This window comes from Uliginosibacterium flavum (assembly GCF_040566545.1).
Taxonomy (GTDB): Bacteria; Pseudomonadota; Gammaproteobacteria; order Burkholderiales; family Rhodocyclaceae; genus Uliginosibacterium; species Uliginosibacterium flavum.
In genome coordinates this window covers 139,502-154,943 of sequence record NZ_JBEWZI010000012.1, presented here as the reverse complement: position 1 = coordinate 154,943, position 15,442 = coordinate 139,502, and the positions used below count along the sequence as shown (strand labels likewise).

At 61.3% G+C, this 15,442-nt stretch carries 15 protein-coding genes; 9 read left to right on the top strand and 6 right to left on the bottom strand.

Features of this window, described 5'->3' with window-relative positions:
- Positions 1 to 48 precede the first annotated feature (48 nt).
- Positions 49 to 975 (top strand): restriction endonuclease subunit S, encoded by a 927-nt coding sequence (locus ABXR19_RS12725; RefSeq protein WP_354601521.1) that lies wholly within the window; start codon positions 49 to 51, stop codon positions 973 to 975.
- A gap of 204 nt (positions 976 to 1,179) precedes the next feature.
- Here the strand turns inward: ABXR19_RS12725 and creD are convergent, their stop codons facing one another.
- Entirely contained in the window at positions 1,180 to 2,529 is a 1,350-nt protein-coding gene (gene creD / locus ABXR19_RS12720; protein WP_354601520.1) for a cell envelope integrity protein CreD, read from the bottom strand.
- A gap of 232 nt (positions 2,530 to 2,761) precedes the next feature.
- Here creD and ABXR19_RS12715 point away from each other — a divergent pair, with 232 nt between their 5' ends.
- From ABXR19_RS12715 to uxuA, 5 genes are all read left to right on the top strand, one after another.
- Positions 2,762 to 3,805 carry a dienelactone hydrolase family protein gene (locus ABXR19_RS12715; RefSeq protein ID WP_354601519.1) on the top strand — a complete coding sequence of 348 codons (1,044 nt, stop codon included), beginning with the start codon at positions 2,762 to 2,764 and terminating at the stop codon, positions 3,803 to 3,805.
- A gap of 185 nt (positions 3,806 to 3,990) precedes the next feature.
- Complete coding sequence (locus tag ABXR19_RS12710; RefSeq protein WP_354601518.1) at positions 3,991 to 4,878, top strand: LysR substrate-binding domain-containing protein; 888 nt, start codon at positions 3,991 to 3,993, stop codon at positions 4,876 to 4,878.
- 173 nt (positions 4,879 to 5,051) lie between these two features.
- A complete protein-coding gene (locus ABXR19_RS12705; RefSeq protein WP_354601517.1) occupies positions 5,052 to 5,909 on the top strand; it encodes an SDR family oxidoreductase in 858 nt (285 codons plus the stop codon).
- A gap of 14 nt (positions 5,910 to 5,923) precedes the next feature.
- The gene (locus tag ABXR19_RS12700) at positions 5,924 to 6,130 is read left to right on the top strand and encodes a hypothetical protein (protein ID WP_354601516.1); all 207 of its coding nucleotides are present in this window, start codon (positions 5,924 to 5,926) and stop codon (positions 6,128 to 6,130) included.
- A gap of 24 nt (positions 6,131 to 6,154) precedes the next feature.
- Entirely contained in the window at positions 6,155 to 7,210 is a 1,056-nt protein-coding gene (uxuA, locus tag ABXR19_RS12695) for a mannonate dehydratase (protein WP_354601515.1), read from the top strand.
- 316 nt (positions 7,211 to 7,526) lie between these two features.
- Here uxuA and tyrS read toward each other — a convergent pair whose 3' ends face one another.
- Positions 7,527 to 8,801 (bottom strand): tyrosine--tRNA ligase, encoded by a 1,275-nt coding sequence (tyrS, locus tag ABXR19_RS12690; RefSeq protein ID WP_354601514.1) that lies wholly within the window; start codon positions 8,799 to 8,801, stop codon positions 7,527 to 7,529.
- A gap of 259 nt (positions 8,802 to 9,060) precedes the next feature.
- On the opposite strand from tyrS, the gene ABXR19_RS12685 reads away from it, so the two are divergent.
- Both ABXR19_RS12685 and ABXR19_RS12680 read left to right on the top strand, forming a co-directional pair.
- Positions 9,061 to 9,246, top strand: a complete 186-nt coding sequence (locus ABXR19_RS12685) for a CsbD family protein (protein ID WP_354601513.1) — start codon at positions 9,061 to 9,063, stop codon at positions 9,244 to 9,246.
- 91 nt (positions 9,247 to 9,337) lie between these two features.
- A complete protein-coding gene (locus ABXR19_RS12680; protein WP_354601512.1) occupies positions 9,338 to 9,529 on the top strand; it encodes a hypothetical protein in 192 nt (63 codons plus the stop codon).
- Positions 9,530 to 9,575: 46 nt separating this feature from the next.
- Here ABXR19_RS12680 and ABXR19_RS12675 read toward each other — a convergent pair whose 3' ends face one another.
- The 3 genes from ABXR19_RS12675 to ABXR19_RS12665 form a co-directional block, all read right to left on the bottom strand.
- Entirely contained in the window at positions 9,576 to 11,039 is a 1,464-nt protein-coding gene (locus ABXR19_RS12675; RefSeq protein WP_354601511.1) for a choice-of-anchor I family protein, read from the bottom strand.
- 408 nt (positions 11,040 to 11,447) lie between these two features.
- Complete coding sequence (locus ABXR19_RS12670) at positions 11,448 to 12,461, bottom strand: zinc-binding alcohol dehydrogenase family protein (RefSeq protein ID WP_354601510.1); 1,014 nt, start codon at positions 12,459 to 12,461, stop codon at positions 11,448 to 11,450.
- 11 nt (positions 12,462 to 12,472) lie between these two features.
- Positions 12,473 to 13,435 carry a DMT family transporter gene (locus ABXR19_RS12665; protein ID WP_354601509.1) on the bottom strand — a complete coding sequence of 321 codons (963 nt, stop codon included), beginning with the start codon at positions 13,433 to 13,435 and terminating at the stop codon, positions 12,473 to 12,475.
- 109 nt (positions 13,436 to 13,544) lie between these two features.
- Between ABXR19_RS12665 and ABXR19_RS12660 the strand changes: the two genes are divergently transcribed.
- Complete coding sequence (locus ABXR19_RS12660) at positions 13,545 to 14,441, top strand: LysR family transcriptional regulator (RefSeq protein ID WP_354601508.1); 897 nt, start codon at positions 13,545 to 13,547, stop codon at positions 14,439 to 14,441.
- A gap of 88 nt (positions 14,442 to 14,529) precedes the next feature.
- On the opposite strand, the gene ABXR19_RS12655 is transcribed toward ABXR19_RS12660, so the two are convergent.
- The gene (locus ABXR19_RS12655; protein ID WP_354601507.1) at positions 14,530 to 15,213 is read right to left on the bottom strand and encodes a thiopurine S-methyltransferase; all 684 of its coding nucleotides are present in this window, start codon (positions 15,211 to 15,213) and stop codon (positions 14,530 to 14,532) included.
- Positions 15,214 to 15,442: the final 229 nt, after the last annotated feature.

The following is a 15,442-nucleotide window of genomic DNA, read 5'->3' as shown; positions in this document are numbered from 1 at the left end:
CCCGAGTCAGCAGCTTCGCCAGAGGGGCTGAGAAGCTGAAGGCGATTTATGCGTTATGAGTTGTGTGGAATGGTATGCAATAAACCGGGGGTTTGCTCGACAGACATCCTAGTCTTCAGATTTAAATCTGAAACCAGCGCCATATTTTATGCGGATTACTTCCGAACAAGTTCATTTAATTCTGAAGTTTTATTAACGGTAGTAGGGCAACAACTTCCTCGAACATCGTGGGAGAGTATTCGAAAAATTCGAGTCCCAGCCCCCAATCCTGACGTGCAAAATGAAATCGTCGCCGAATGCGGTACCGTGGATGATGAAGTTACCTCCGCCCACGCCAGCATCGCAGCAGCTAGCACTACTGTCGAACGCAAGATCGCGCAGATTTACGCCTCGTCCTCACAAGTAAAAAAACTGCCGCAAATCGCGTTTATCAACCCATCCAAAACGGAACTACGCGCTATTTCTGACGATACGCTGGTTTCCTTTGTCGAGATGGCCTCGGTTAGTGAAGGAGGCCAGATCACCCACCGTGAATCACGCTCCTTGGGCCACCTGCGCAAAGGCAGTTACACCTACTTTGCGGAAAACGACATCATCGTCGCCAAGATCACCCCTTGCATGGAAAACGGTAAATGCGCCTTGGCACAAGGGCTGGAAAACAGAATGGGGATGGGTAGTACCGAATTTCATGTTCTTCGTGCGGATCCGGAACAGGTGCTCCCTGCCTATCTTTTCGCGCTGATCAATCGCGCGACCATCCGGAATGCTGCTGCCAAAGTCATGACCGGCTCAAGCGGTCACCGGCGCGTCCCGGCAAGCTTTTACGAAAATCTGGAAATCCCTTTGCCAAAACTGGCCGAGCAGCGCCGCATCGTCAATGAAATCGAAGTCGAGCAACACGCCATTGCCGCCGCCGAAGCCATCATCGCCGCCGCCCCGGCTCGCAAACAAGCGATTCTTCAGCACTATCTGTAACACCCATTTGTCGGCGGTAAGAAACGGCTTTGAAATGGTGAAAGAGGAATGTCAGGAGGACTTTGAGGCGTTGTTGTAATCATCCGGCGCAATGCGCTGCGCTTCGATTGCTCCCTACATAGATCTACCTGCTAAGCCGCACCCAGCGGACCTCTCCCGGCATGCTGCCTGAAGAAGTCCGCCCCGCGCGACTCTTGAAGATGCTCAGCTCAGCGTTTTATCCTCGCCGCGCACCGCCAACAGAGCATGCCAATCCACTTTGCGCGTGGCCACCATCACGCAGGCCAGCAGGGCGAAGAGCAAGAGTGAGCCCATCAGCAGCGCGTTCTGCTCCGACAGCAGGATGACATAAAGCGCGCCGTACAAGGCACCCAGACCGAGCGTGAAGCCCGTTGCCAGACACAGGCTGCGCAACAGATGCGCGCTGTAGAAACCGATCAGCAGCACGCAGGCGCTGGCCGCCGCCAGATAGGCCAGACCGAAACCCAGCTGCTCGGACAGCGACAGCAGCATCAGGAAGAAAATCAGCAGGGCGGCGCCGATCAGCAGGTAATTCATCGGATGCAGATTCAGGCGACGCAGCAGTTCGAAGAGCAGGAAAGCGCCCAGGGTCAGGGCGATGAACAGCTCGGCATACTTGCTGGCGCGATCCGACATGGAGTAGATATCTACCGGATCGATCATGCTCACCGCAAAAGCATCCACGGCCAGCCCGCTCGGCGCGCGGGTGGCGGCTTGCCAGGTCTGGCGTGCATTCGAAGCCAACGCGCTGATTTGCCATTCCGCTTCGAATCCTTTATCGCTGATCGTGCGCGTCACCGGCAGGAAGCGCCCGCCAAAGGACGGATGCGGCCACGCGGAATTCAGCTGGGCGCTGGTCTCGCGGGCCAGCGGAACCATGCGGAAGGCATCGGTGCCGGCCAACTCCAGCGCCAGTTCGAAATTAACCGTGCGCCCGGCCAGCGTGTCCGCGTTCGGCAAGCTGGCATGCGCGCCGCTGCTCATCTGTTCGAAGCCGGTGCCCGCCTCCATCGCCAGTAACTGATTGTCGAGCTTGAGCACCGCCTTGCGCAGGCCGCGCGGATCGCTTACGGCCAGCACTGCGCGCGCGCCGTTGATGCGCAGCGTCGACACCGGCTGGCTGCGAACCAGACTCTCCAGCGCCGGCATTTTCAGCGCCCCCGCCAGCTTGCCCTCCAGCACATAGGCATTGATGTGGAAGATGCCGCGATGACGCGGATCACTGCGCAAGGCCGCATTGAGTTTGAGCATTTCGGGCAGCACGATCATTTCGTGCTTCAGCGTGCGCGCGTCCTGACGCAACACACTGCCATCCTTGCCCAGCACCGGCTCGTTCCAGCGCTCGGTGTAATCCACCACCAGCACCAGACCCGCCAGGGTCTGGCTCTCTGCCAGGCTTTCGGCAATCGATGCCCGCGCCACATCGCGATTCATGATGCGGTCTGACACCACGCCCCGCACCATCGTCCCGGCGACGAACAACAAGACCGCCAGCACGCCAATCATCAGCATTTTGAAAAGAAAACTGCGCATGAATATCTCCTGCAAGGATTGAACACCCGTGCAGGATGAAGTCGCGAGGTGAGGTGGCAATGAGCGCTGTGTGAAGCGACGGTGAAGTCCCCGGAGCCGCTCAGGATGATTTGATCGTCACCCTATGCAAAATTGCTGCAGCCCAGACAAATTGCCAACAATTTTGTCAGTGGAATACGGACGTAAACACCACTATTGTTTTCTTAGGCATTACTTGCGAAGGGGTCATCACATGCGCACCAAATTTGTAAGTGGGTGGCGGGCGTTGTTTCTCGTTTTAATCACGGTGTGCGCCTTGGCGCCACTGAGCGGGCGAGGGCAGGAGGCTGTGGGTGACTTCAAGGCCGGGCAGCCAAGCGGTGTCTATGCCTTCGCCAGCAGCACGCCAAAGACATTGCCGGACTTGCTCAAACCCGATCCCAAAGCCGACGCCGTAAACATTACAGGGCATCTGTTCATGCCGCCGGGCAATGGCAAGGTGCCTGCGGTGCTATTGATGCACGGTTCCGGCGGTATTTACGCGGCAATGCTTGATTACTGGCCGAACTTGCTCAATGCACAGGGGATTGCTGTGTTTTCGCTCGACCGGTTTGGTCCGCGCGGCGTAAAGAGTACGGCGGAAGATCAGTCCCAAGTGCCGTTTTCGGCAGATATTGCGGATGCTTTTGCGGCATTGCGCTTGCTGGCTTCACATCCGCGCATTGATTCTCAGCACATCGCCATCATGGGATTTTCGCGCGGAGGTATTGCCTCGTGGCGCACGGCGGTCGAACGAATCATTGCGGCACAACAACCGGATGGTCTGCGCTTCGCTGCGCACATTCAGGCGTACTCGGGAGGTTGTGCCGGGTCGTTCCGGCTGATCGTCAAACCGGGCGTTTTCTCCAAGGCGCCGGAACTGTGGATGCATGGCGAAGCAGACGACTACACGCCCATTGGCCCTTGCCGGGATTATGCACAGCGAATCGGCGATGCTGGCACACCGGTTGAGTTCGTGCCACTGCCAGGCGCGTATCACAAGTTCGATTATGACGATCAGCGTCACGTAACCGTGCGTGGCGCACAGCGCACGGTCGAAACTTGCCCGCTGGAAACCGATATTGAAACGCTGGCCGCTTACGACCGCACCACGGGCCTGCGGATCTCTGGCGCTGCGTACCAGAACGTACTCAAAACGTGCAGTGCACTGGGGGCGAGCGTACAGGGCAATACGGCGGCGCGTGACAAGGCCGGGCAGGCAACGGTGAGCTTTCTGCGCAAAGTGTTCGGGCTTTAATCAAGGCGCAGGCTTCCACAGGTGATGGTTTGGCCCCGGCTGCATTCGGGCGCTATCGCCAGATCGAGTCTCCGCCGAGAAGCGATCATGTCGTCGCGCATAACCGCAGAAACCCTGATTCTGCGGTTATGCGGCGCAGGTGTAAGCTCGCGCCGGGCATACAGCGTTCGGCAGAGGGCTTCAGAGTGGAAATCCGGCAGTTGAAGTATTTCATTGCAGTGGCCGAGGAACGCAACATCAGTCGGGCGGCAGCGCGCTTGCACATCTCGCAGCCGCCGCTAACGCGGCAGATCCAGGCCCTCGAAGAGCAGATGGAAGTTGCCCTGTTCAAACGCACGCCCTGGGGTGTGGAGCTGACCGAGGCGGGTGCGATGTTTCTGGAGCATGCTCGCCAGATCAAATCCCATGTCGAGTTGGCCAGCGAACAGGCGCGGCGAGCCGGCAAGGGACAGATCGGGCGCATCGATGTCGGCGTGTTCGGCTCGGCCATGCTGAACATCGTGCCGCAAATCCTGAACAGCTTCTCGGCCAGTCATCCAGACGTGAAGCTGGTGCTGCACAGCGCCGCCAAAGGGCCGCAGATCGAAGCACTGCATCGCGGCCGGATCATGATTGCCTTTGATCGCTACCTGCCGGAGACGCCCGAACTGTGCGTTGAAACCGTCTGTGCCGAGCCGGTGTACGTGGCGCTGAACACGCGCCACCCATTGGCGGCACAGGAACAGGTCGATATCGAACAATTGCGCGATGAACTACTGATCGGCGAGCAGGATTCCAGCATGTTCACGGCCACCCGCGAACTCTTCCGCCATCACGGTTTCGAGCCCCATACGCTGCAGAAAGCCGCCGACATGATTGCCGCGGCGGTAATGGTGGCAGGCGGTTTCGGCACGGCGCTGGTGCCCGATTCGGTGCGCAGCCTGCAATTGCCTAACGTCGTCTATCGCCCGCTGACCGGAGAGGTCGAAGCCCGGGTGCTGTTGCACTGCGCCTACCGGCGCGACGAATCCAGCCCGCTGCTGGCCGCACTGCTCGACACCGTGCGCGCTTTCCGCGCTGACACCCCCGCCTGAGGCTGGGCGGGCTCCCCATACCGCAAAGGTATCGTGGAAGACTTATTTGGAATTGGACGGTATGAAGTTCCTGCGCGATGCTGATCTCATCCAGCGCGCCAGTCACCGCCCGTCCGCATCAGGATCGAGTCGACTCCGCTGACACAATTTTTAAAGTCGAGGAGACCCGTTCCATGCAACAAGCCTTTTCTGTAGATCTTGGCGGCAAGGTCGCCGTCGTAACCGGCGGTGGCGGCGTGCTATGCGCCGAGATGGCCCGCGCGCTGGCCAGCAGCGGCGCCCGTATCGCCATTCTGGATCTGAAGCTGGAGGCGGCTGAAGCCGTCGCCGCCGAAATCCGCGCGGCCGGTGGCGACGCCATCGGCCTGGCCGCCAACGTACTGGAGCGCGCCTCGATTGAGCTGGCGGCTGCAGAAGTGCTGAGCCGGCTCGGCCCCTGCGATCTGCTGATCAACGGCGCCGGCGGTAATCACCCCAAGGGCACGACCACGCGCGAAACGGCCTCGGTGGCCGACCTGACAGAGACCGATCCGGCCGTGGTGACCTTCTTCACCCTCGACCCCGAAGGCATGCGTTTCGTGTTCGACCTGAATTTCCTCGGCACCTTGCTGCCTTCGCAGGTTTTCGCCAAGCAGATGCTCGGCCGCGATGGCTGCTCGATCCTCAATATCTCGTCGATGAATGCCTTCCGCCCACTGACCAAGATTCCGGCCTACAGCGCCGCCAAGGCAGCGGTCAGCAACTTCACGCAATGGTTGGCAGTCCATCTGGCGCCGCTGAATATCCGCGTGAATGCCATCGCCCCGGGCTTCTTCGTCACCAACCAGAACCGTGCCCTGTTGTTCTCGCCGGCCGGCGAACCAACGGCACGCGCCGGCAAGATCCTCGGCAACACGCCGATGAAGCGTTTCGGCGAAGCAAATGAGCTGACCGGCACCTTGCTGTGGCTGGCCAGCAACGCGGCTTCGGGCTTCGTGAATGGTGTGGTCGTGCCGGTTGATGGCGGTTTCTCAGCCTATTCCGGCGTTTGATTGAGGGCGCCGCGATGATCATGCAAGTCTGGATCGTGTGGAGCGACAGGCCGCTGGCGGCCTTTTCGTCAGAAACACGTGCGCGTACCTATATTGAAGATAACAAAGCCGAGAAACGCTGGGCCTGTTGCCCCGCCAACATTAACCCGGAAGCTTCGGCCGCAACATTCCTGCCCGTGCAGGGCGCGCCGCGGCGCATGCAGGCCAGCGCGGCCCACTGATAAATCCACCCAAGGAGATCCATAATGAAAATGTCATTCCGCTGGTATGGCGACAGCGACCCCGTCACCCTCGAATACATCCGCCAGATTCCGGGCATGCATGGCATCGTCTCGGCCGTGTATGACGTGCCGGTCGGCGAAGTGTGGCCGATCGACAAGATCCAGGCGCTGAAGGCGAAGATCGAAACCGCCGGTCTGGCCTTCGACGTCATCGAATCGGTGCCGGTGCATGAAGACATCAAGCTCGGCAAGCCGACGCGTGACCGCCTGATTGCCAACTACCAGCAAAGCATCCGCAATCTGGCCGCCTGTGGCCTCAAGGTGATCTGCTACAACTTCATGCCGGTTTTCGACTGGACGCGCACTACGCTGGCCAAGAAGCTCGCCGATGGCTCCACGACACTGGCTTTTTCAACGCAGGAAGTGGAAGAAATCGACGTCTCCAAGGGCATCTCGTTGCCCGGTTGGGATGCCAGCTACAAGGCTGATGAACTCAAGGCGCTGCTCAACGAGTACAGCAAGGTCGACGAAGAGAAACTGTGGTCGCACCTGGAATACTTCCTCAAGGCCATCATCCCGGTCGCCGAAGAAGTCGGCATCCAGATGGCCATCCACCCCGACGATCCTCCGCGTCCGATCTTCGGCCTGCCGCGTATCGTCAAGAATCGCGACGACCTAGCGCGCATCCTGAAGATTGTCGACACCAAGGCCAATGGCCTGACGCTGTGTTCGGGCTCGCTCGGCGCCGGGCCGGAAAACAATGTCGAAGCGCTGGTGCGCGAATTTGGCGGCCTCGGCCGCATCCATTTCGCCCACCTGCGCAACGTCAAGGTCTCGGCCAACGGTGATTTCGAAGAGACCGCGCACCGCTCCGACTGCGGCTCGCTCGACATGGCAGCGATCATCAAGGCCTACCACGACGTCGGCTTCACCGGCTACGTGCGCCCGGACCACGGCCGCATGATCTGGGGCGAAACCGGCAAGCCCGGCTACGGTCTTTACGACCGTGCGCTCGGCGCCGTGTATCTGAACGGACTGTGGGAAGCGGTCGACAAGTTCGGAGTGCCCGCGCAACGCTGATCGCGCTGCACGGCGAATGAAAGCCCGGTACCGCGCAAGCGGGCCGGGCTTTTTTAATGGTGTAAAGCCTCATGGAATAACGATGTACAGCGGGGTAGCCTGAAGACTGAATCCTCGCAAGCCTGCCAGGGCCATATCCTTGTAGACCAAAGAGGGTCGAGACTTTGCGAGCAAATGTGCCTGAGATCCTCGCTGGCGCTATGTCTTCGGGCATGAGTGCCGGACAGGCAATCCGGGGGCGGCTCTTCGGGACATTGACCAAAAAAAGCCCGCCGATTTGCGCCGGCGGGCTTTTGTTTGGGTGCGAGCTTGCGGCTCAGATCCAGCGGATCATCGCGTAGTTTTTCTTGCCCCGGCGCAGCAGGCTGAAGCGGCCGAAGAGGCGCTCGGCCTCGCTGAAGGCGTGATCCAGCGCGTCGGTTTTGGCACCGTTGATGGACACCGAACCGCTCTGAATGAAGGTCTTGGCTTCGGTCTTGGATTTCGCCAGTTCGCTTGCCACCAACACTTCGATCAGGCTGCTGACGGATTTTTCAAGGGCGACGCCCGGTACGCCGTCTTGTGCGAGCTGTTCCAGGTCGCCTTCGGTCAGCGCGGCCAGATCGCCAGAGAACAGGCTGGCGCTGATGCGCTGCGCGGCCTCCAGCGCGGCAGAGCCGTGCACCAGCGCGGTCGCTTGCTCGGCGAGGACGCGCTGGGCTTGCGGGCGGCCTTCCGCGGCCTTGTCGGCCGTTTCGATGGCGGCGATTTCAGCGACCGACAGGAAACTGAAGTAGCTGAGGAATTTGTACACGTCGGCGTCCGCCGTGTTCAGCCAGAACTGGTAGAAGGCGTAGTGCGAAGTCTTCTTCGCGTCCAGCCAGACGGTGCCGGATTCGGTCTTGCCGAATTTCGTGCCGTCGGCCTTGGCCACCAGCGGCAGAGTCAGGCCGAAGACCTGTTTGTGGTTGAGACGCCGCGTCAGGTCGGTGCCGGCAACGATGTTGCCCCACTGATCGGAGCCGCCGATCTGCAGCACGCAGTCGTGGCGCTTGTTGAGCTCGGCAAAATCGTAACCTTGCAGCAGGCTGTAGGAGAACTCGGTGTAGGAGATGCCCTCGCCTTCGCGGTTGATGCGCTGCTGCACGGATTCTTTCTTGATCATGACGTTGATCGAGAAGTGCTTGCCGACGTCGCGCAAAAATTCCAGCGCGCCCATGCCGCTGAACCAGTCGTAATTATTCACCATGACGGCGCCATTGCTGCCGGTGAAACTCAGGAAGGGTTCGACCTGGGCGCGGATCTTGTCCACCCAGCCGGCGATGATGTCGGGTGTGTTGAGCTTGCGCTCGGTGGCCTTGAAGCTGGGGTCGCCGATCATGCCGGTGGCCCCGCCCACCAGGGCAATCGGCTTGTGGCCGGCGAGCTGGAAGCGTTTGAGCACCAGCAGGGGCACCAGCGAGCCGATGTGCAGGCTGTCGGCAGTCGGGTCGAAGCCGCAATACAGCGTGAGCGCGCCCTTCGTCAGCAATTCATCGAGCGCCTCGGCGTCGGTGGCCTGGGCAATCAGGCCACGGGCATGCAGATCCTGCAGAAGGGGGGACTGGTACATCACGGTTTCTCCACAAAGCCGGCGCACAGCGTGCGCGCCACATGAATCAAAGGCGCGATTCTAACAGGCGGGGGCGCCCGTCAGATTCCGGGCATGGCATGGTTGGCGATGTGGCTGCTTCGGACAGGCCGTTCGCCGAGCTGATTTGCTTATGGGCGCCAGCGTACAGAAGCGCAGGAGTTCAAGGCCTATTGTCTGCAACAAGGGGCTGGACGGTTCAGCACCCCAGACCTGCAACCAACATGAACAGGAGTGCACCATGAATAAAGATCAAGTAAAAGGCCGTGTCGACGAAGCAACCGGCAAGGTGAAAGAGGCCGCCGGCAAGGTGGTCGGCAATCCCACGCTGGAGCTCAAGGGCAAGATTCAGGGCGCCACCGGCAAAGTTCAGGCTGCGTTCGGTGATGCCAAGGAAGAGATCCGCAAATCCACGCGAGCTAAGTAATACGAGCGCTCGCGTGTGGAATATCACGGGCAGCAGAGCGATCGGCTACCCGTGATGTTGTTGCCCCGGAAAGCACATACAGGAACACCTCATGAAAGACACACAGGCCAAAAGCGCCGTTGACAAACCAGAAGACGCGCGGAAGGAATCGACCCGCAAGACCGTCTATAGTCCCTCACGCGAGACCGTGGGCAACTTCGAAGCCGGTGCGCGCAAGGCTCAAGTGGCTTTCGCCGAAGCACTGAAAAAGATTCGCCAAACGGACCAAGGTCCGCAGAAATGAAAAGGGCCGGACAGGGTCCGGCCCGGCAAAACAATTTGCGGTAGATTCAGGCAGCGCGGCGACGCATGAAGCCGAGCAGGCCCAGACCGCCAAGCAGCATCATCCAGCTGGAAGCTTCCGGCACAGGCGCCAGGGCATACAGCGTCGTAGTGTTGGAGACTTCGTTGGCAATCGCCAGGTAATGCTTGCCATCCATCGTGAAGCTAGTGAGGCCTTCAGGCGCCACGTCGCCATTGGTGACGATCATGTCGATGAAGACTGAATTGGCCGGGTCGGTGATGTCATACACGGCGACCGCGCCCTTGGTCGTGCGCTCCAGGCCGATGAAGGCATAGGTACGACCGTCGATGACTTTCAGGGTGACGCCTTCCGGTTCCACGCCCTTGTCATCGCTGCGACCGTCGTCGTAAATGCCACGCGCGATGGCTTCGGCATCCAGTTTGTTGCCGCTGTCGAACACGATGTTGCCGGCGGCATCACGGATGCTGAAGGAACGGCCGCCGAAGGTGACCAGATTGCCGGCCGTGGAATCGGTGGTGGAGATGTTCAGGCGGGCCAGATCGCCGGTGGCGCCCAGCGTGCTGGCGCGCGCCTTGTCGCCGTCGTCTTCGCGCGTGTCGCCTTCGTTGGCCATGACCAGATAGGTCTGGCCGTTGGCCTGATAGGCGGCGATGCTGTCGGGCTGATACAGACCGCTGACGTTCACCGTCTTGAGCGAGCCAACGTCCTTCTTGTCATTGGTGTCGATGGCATTCGCGGTGGTGTTGAAGCTCTTGGTGCCCAAGCCGACCACGCTGGTGAAGGTGTTGCTGTTCAGATCCAGCACGCCCATCGCGTTGGCTTCCTGCAGGGTCACATAGGCTTTCGTGCCGGTGGCATTCACGGCAATGTATTCGGGTTCGAAATCCATCGGCGTCGTGCGTACGCTGCCCGTAATCGGCACGCCACTGAAGCCGGCGGTGGCGACCAGAGTGCGGCTGTTCATGTCGATGATGCTGACGCTGCCGGCTGGGTCAAAGCCCGTGTAGCTGGTCGGCGAGGCTTCGTTGGCAACCAGCAGCTTGCTGCCGTTCGGCGTGAAGGTGAGCATGTCCGGCAGGGCGCCGACGGTGAAGGAATTGGTGCCGCTGGCCAGCGCCAGGGTGCTGGTGTCGAAGAGCTTGACCACGCCTGGATCGGTGCGCACCGAGGATTCGATGGCGAAGGCCGCAATCCCGTTGTTGATGGCGACGCTGTTGATGCTGCCCCAGGCAGTTGTGTCGATATGCTGGATCAGGCTGCCGGTGCGGGCGTTGAGCACGTCCACGCCAACGATGCCGGCAACCCACAGGGTGTTGGTTTGCGCATCGAAAGAGGCGATTTCGGAAAACTGACCACCTGTGTGGCTGAAGGTCCAGGCCTGGCTCAGACCGGTGAAGGGCGTAGCGGCCGAAGCGGCCAGCGGGCTGAGGGCGCAGGCCAGCAGGGTGACGAGGTGACGGGGCTTGAAGGGCAGAGTGGGTGCGGGCATCGGGCAAACCTTTTTTAAGAGATCGAGGCGGGGCCGGGTGAGTTCCCGGAACCTGCGCGCGATTCTTGCCCTGCCCTGTTACACCGGCGTGACAAGGGCCTTCATGGCAGTGGCCTGCAGAGCCGCAGCGGACGGCCCTCTACGGGCAGGCTTGCTGTAAAGGCAAGCGGGGTGCGGCTCTGCAAGGCATGGCACGCACGCAAAAAAGCCCGCAAACCTGAGTTTGCGGTACTGCTGTTTATTCAGACTTTTGACATCAAATTTCCGTCGTTCCCGCGAAGGCGGGAAGCCAGCGGCGTTCGCAAAGTCTCTGGATTCCCGCCTTCGCGGGAACGACGTGAGAGGGGTTGTTGATCCCTGGGTGAACTGTAGTAAGCCAAGGCGGGCTTTTTTGGCGCGCGCTGCGGCTTAGCCCCAGCCTTCCAGCACGATCTTGCCCCGCGCCTTGCCGGATTCGAGCAGGGCGTGGGCGCGCTGCAGATTCGCCGCATTGATCACGCCAAAATGCTCGCCCAGGGTGCTGCGGATCTGGCCGGCATCGACCAGAACTGCGAGGTTTTCGAGGATGTGGTGCTGGGCGATCATGTCCGGCGTGCTGAACAGGGCACGCGTGAACATCAGCTCCCAGTGCAGCGAAATCGATTTGCGCTTGAGCGCGCTGACGTCCAGCGCCTTGGGGTCGTCGATCAGGCCGAAACGCCCCTGCGGCAGCAGGCATTCGACGATCTGGGCAAAGTGCTGATCGGTCTGGGTCAGACTCACCACGTAGCGCACTTGCGGAATGCCAATGCGCTTGAGTTCCTCGCTCAAGGGCTGGCTATGGTCAATGACGTGATGAGCGCCGAGCTCGCGCACCCAGGCCTGGGTTTCCGCCCGTGAAGCCGTGCCGATCACGGTCAGCCCGGTGAGCTGGCGCGCCAGCTGGGTCAGGATCGAACCGACGCCGCCGGCCGCGCCGATAATCAGAATGGCGTCCTCGCTCGTGCCGCCCTGCTTCACTTCCAGGCGATCAAACAGCATCTCCCAGGCGGTCAGGCTGGTCAGCGGCAGGGCTGCAGCCTGCGCGTCAGGCAAGGATTCTGGCGCGTGGCCGACGATGCGTTCATCCACCACATGCCGCTGGCTGTTGGCACCGGCCCGCGCGATGGAGCCGGCGTACCAGACGCGATCGCCGGCCTTGAACAGACTGACCTCGGGGCCGACGGCAAGCACGCGGCCAACCGCATCCCAGCCCAGCACTTTGGTCTCACCGGGCGGCGGCGTGGCGCTTTTGCGCACCTTGGTGTCGACCGGATTCACAGCGATGGCGCTGACCTCCACCAGCAGCTCGCGCCCGCTGACTTGCGGCTCGGGCAGCTCAAGGTCGAGCAAAGCATCGGCATGCTCGATGGGCAGGATGTTCTGGTAGCCAACAGCTTTCATGGTCGTTCCTCTCACTTGCACGCAGCCAAAGCCGGCTGCAAATTTTTTGTCATTGCCGCCTTGCGGCCGCCGAGTTGGTTCAGGACCAGACTCAGCAGTACCAGCGCCGCGCCGACCAGCTCCCAGTGGCCCAACGCATGGCCGCGCAGCACGCCGACCGCGAGGGCCGTCAGCGGCACCACATTGATAAAGAGCATGCCACGTTGCGCGCCGATCTGGCGGATGCCCTGATTCCAGCACAGCACGGCGACAACGGCCGCCAGCAAGACCAGAAACAGCAGGGCCGGAGCCAGCGCAGGCAGGGCGCTCGCAGCAGGCAGACGAAGGCCACCGGCCGCACCCACGACAAGCCAGAAAACCCCAAGCGCCAGCGCGCCGCCCGTGCCGCTGAGCGCCGTGTAACGCAGCGGAGACCAGTGCGGGAAAGCGGCCGCGCCCATCGAGTACAGCACCCAGCAGGTGCCGCCGGCAATCATCATCAGCGTGGGCAGTACGGCGGCATGTTCGGTGAGGCGGCTCAGATGGCCGTCGGTGGTCAGCAACACCACGCCGAGCACCGCCAGGGCCAGCGCGCCGAAGCTGCGAGCCGCCGGCCGTTTGCCGCTGCGCGCCCACTGGATCATCACCGCGATCAAGGGTTGCAAGGCCATCACGATGGCGCCGAATTCCGGTCGCGACATGCTGACGCCGTAGAACATCAGCAGATTGAAACCGGCAAAGCCCAGCGTGCCGAGCCCCAACAGCTTCCAGCCGTGGCCTTCGAGCCCGAGCGCAGCCGCGCCTTCGCGCCAGGCCAAGAGGGCAAGGAAGATCGGCGCGGCGATACCGTAGCGCCACAGGCTCATCGAGATCGGATCCATGTCGGCCAGCACCGCCTTAGAGACCGGGAAGGCGACGCCCCACATGATCGTGGCCAGCACCAAAGCCAGGGAGGCCCAGGCGGTTGGGCTGAGAAGTTTTGAGGTTTTTTGCATGATGTGGACCTCTGCTGGGTCGGGGATGGGGTAAGTGCAGTCTAGAGTTTCTTGATCTGCTAAAAAAGCGCTACAGTCGAACAGGATTGTTTCTGAATAGGCGCAAATCATGGAACGACTGATCAACATGGCGAGCTTCGCGGAAGTCGTCGAGGCGGGCGGATTTTCGGCGGCGGCGCAAAAACTGGCTTGCTCGCGGGCAGTGGTCAGCAAACGCATCAGCGCGCTGGAGAAGGATTTCGGCGTCACCCTGCTGCATCGCACGACCCGGCGCCAGAGTCTCTCCGAGGCCGGCGAGGCGCTCTACGCCTACTGCCGGCGCGTGCTCGACGAAATGAACAGTGCCGAGGCGCATCTGCACGAACTGGCCAGCACGCCGCGCGGCACCCTGCGCGTAACCGCGCCGCATTCCTACGGCACGCGCGTGCTCGGCCCGCAGCTCGCGTCCTTCCTGCAGCGCTTCCCTGAGATTCGCGTCGAACTGCAGCTCAGCGACCAGATGGCCGATCTGGCCGGGTCCGCCGTGGATATCGCGGTTCGCCTGACCAATACGCCCGCGCCGGGCCTGGTCGCGCGTCATCTGGCCGAATTGCCCTATGTGATCTGCGCCGCCCCGGCCTATCTGCAGGCGCACGGCACGCCGCAAACTGCGCCCGAGCTGCGTCAGCACAATTGCCTGTTCTACGCCGGTGACGTGATCCAGAATCCCTGGCGCATCACCAGCCCGGCCGGCGAAATGCTGGACATCGAAGTGCGTGGCGTGCTGGTCGTGAACAGTGTCGAAGTGCTGCGTGCCACGGCCTGCGAAGGTCTGGGCATCATCGCCATGTCGCGTTATCTGGTCGACGCCGAATTGCAGCGCGGCGAGCTGGTCGAGATCCTTGGCGATTGCCACATGCCGCCGCGCCAGATCCACCTCGTCACCCTGCCGGACCGCCTGCTCCCCGCCAAGACCCGCGCCTTCATCGACTTCCTGCTGCCAGGGCGCTCGGTCGCTATGCGCTGAGAGCGTTGCCTGAATAGCTGCCTGAAGAGCCTCACCGGGCGGACTTCTTCGGGCATGCATGCTGCACAGGCAAGCGGGGTGCGGCTCTTCAGGCTATCTGTTCAGAAACCTGTTTCCGGCCCTTCGTGCGCAACAAATAGACCTTTTCCTCGGTCCGCTGCGCTTCTGCCTGTTCGTGGCCGGCGTGGGTTTCAAAGCCCGCCTCGCCGTGCAGCAATTCGATGCTGAAGCGCGTCTGATACAGCGCCAGAATTTCCTCATCGATCACGAAGCTGTTCTCCGCATCGCCGGCCTCCGGATAGCCCGTTGAGAGCAGCAACACCGGACAGGCTGGCGGCAAGAGGTTGGCCAGATGACTGACGTAGCGCTGGCGCAGCTTGGGGCCGAAGGCCTGCATGGCGGCGTGGTCGTACACGGCCGTTACATCGGCAAGTTCAGCTGAGCCCAGATCGAAATAATCGCCGCAGAAGATATCCACCTGATCGGTATGCCAGCGCGTGAGTTTGCCCTGCCGGCTTGACTGCGGGACCAAGTGCTTGGCAGCGAAGAAGGCCGCTACAGCAATCGGGCTGATTTCGACGCCGACGAGGCGGCAGTGCTGTGACAGCAGCCAGGCCATGTCCAGGCTCTTGCCGCACAGCGGCACGAAAACCTTTGCGTCGGCCGGCAGCGCCAGGCTCGGCCAATAGGTCTGCAAGAGCGGATTGACCTGCATCTGGTGAAAATCGATCTGATCCGCCGCCCAGGCCTGCTTCCAGAGTTTGCAAGACATCGCCATTTTTCCTGTATCTGATTGCGTGAAAGCACAGGAAACAAAGGCGAGAACGCCTGACCACTTTTGTTTGCCACTACGCGTAGAGCTGGGAACGCGCCGCCGCTGACCGGCCTGTTGAGCTGAGTGTAGCACTGAGGCGTTAGCGCCCCGAACCGCCGCTTTGCCTGGCATTGACAGCGAATCAGTATGTGTTGCCTGCTACGGCGCACACGCCGCCCGATTGCAG

What these genes read in the sequence shown, in the direction of transcription:
- ABXR19_RS12665 (WP_354601509.1), bottom strand. Translation starts at nt 13,435, where the DNA reads ATGCAAAAAACCTCAAAACTTCTCAGCCCAACCGCCTGGGCCTCCCTG.
- ABXR19_RS12715 (WP_354601519.1), top strand. Translation starts at nt 2,762, where the DNA reads ATGCGCACCAAATTTGTAAGTGGGTGGCGGGCGTTGTTTCTCGTTTTA.
- creD (WP_354601520.1), bottom strand. Translation starts at nt 2,529, where the DNA reads ATGCGCAGTTTTCTTTTCAAAATGCTGATGATTGGCGTGCTGGCGGTC.
- ABXR19_RS12705 (WP_354601517.1), top strand. Translation starts at nt 5,052, where the DNA reads ATGCAACAAGCCTTTTCTGTAGATCTTGGCGGCAAGGTCGCCGTCGTA.
- ABXR19_RS12725 (WP_354601521.1), top strand. Translation starts at nt 49, where the DNA reads ATGCGTTATGAGTTGTGTGGAATGGTATGCAATAAACCGGGGGTTTGC.
- ABXR19_RS12685 (WP_354601513.1), top strand. Translation starts at nt 9,061, where the DNA reads ATGAATAAAGATCAAGTAAAAGGCCGTGTCGACGAAGCAACCGGCAAG.
- ABXR19_RS12655 (WP_354601507.1), bottom strand. Translation starts at nt 15,213, where the DNA reads ATGTCTTGCAAACTCTGGAAGCAGGCCTGGGCGGCGGATCAGATCGAT.
- tyrS (WP_354601514.1), bottom strand. Translation starts at nt 8,801, where the DNA reads ATGTACCAGTCCCCCCTTCTGCAGGATCTGCATGCCCGTGGCCTGATT.
- ABXR19_RS12670 (WP_354601510.1), bottom strand. Translation starts at nt 12,461, where the DNA reads ATGAAAGCTGTTGGCTACCAGAACATCCTGCCCATCGAGCATGCCGAT.
- ABXR19_RS12660 (WP_354601508.1), top strand. Translation starts at nt 13,545, where the DNA reads ATGGAACGACTGATCAACATGGCGAGCTTCGCGGAAGTCGTCGAGGCG.
- ABXR19_RS12675 (WP_354601511.1), bottom strand. Translation starts at nt 11,039, where the DNA reads ATGCCCGCACCCACTCTGCCCTTCAAGCCCCGTCACCTCGTCACCCTG.
- ABXR19_RS12700 (WP_354601516.1), top strand. Translation starts at nt 5,924, where the DNA reads ATGATCATGCAAGTCTGGATCGTGTGGAGCGACAGGCCGCTGGCGGCC.
- ABXR19_RS12680 (WP_354601512.1), top strand. Translation starts at nt 9,338, where the DNA reads ATGAAAGACACACAGGCCAAAAGCGCCGTTGACAAACCAGAAGACGCG.
- uxuA (WP_354601515.1), top strand. Translation starts at nt 6,155, where the DNA reads ATGAAAATGTCATTCCGCTGGTATGGCGACAGCGACCCCGTCACCCTC.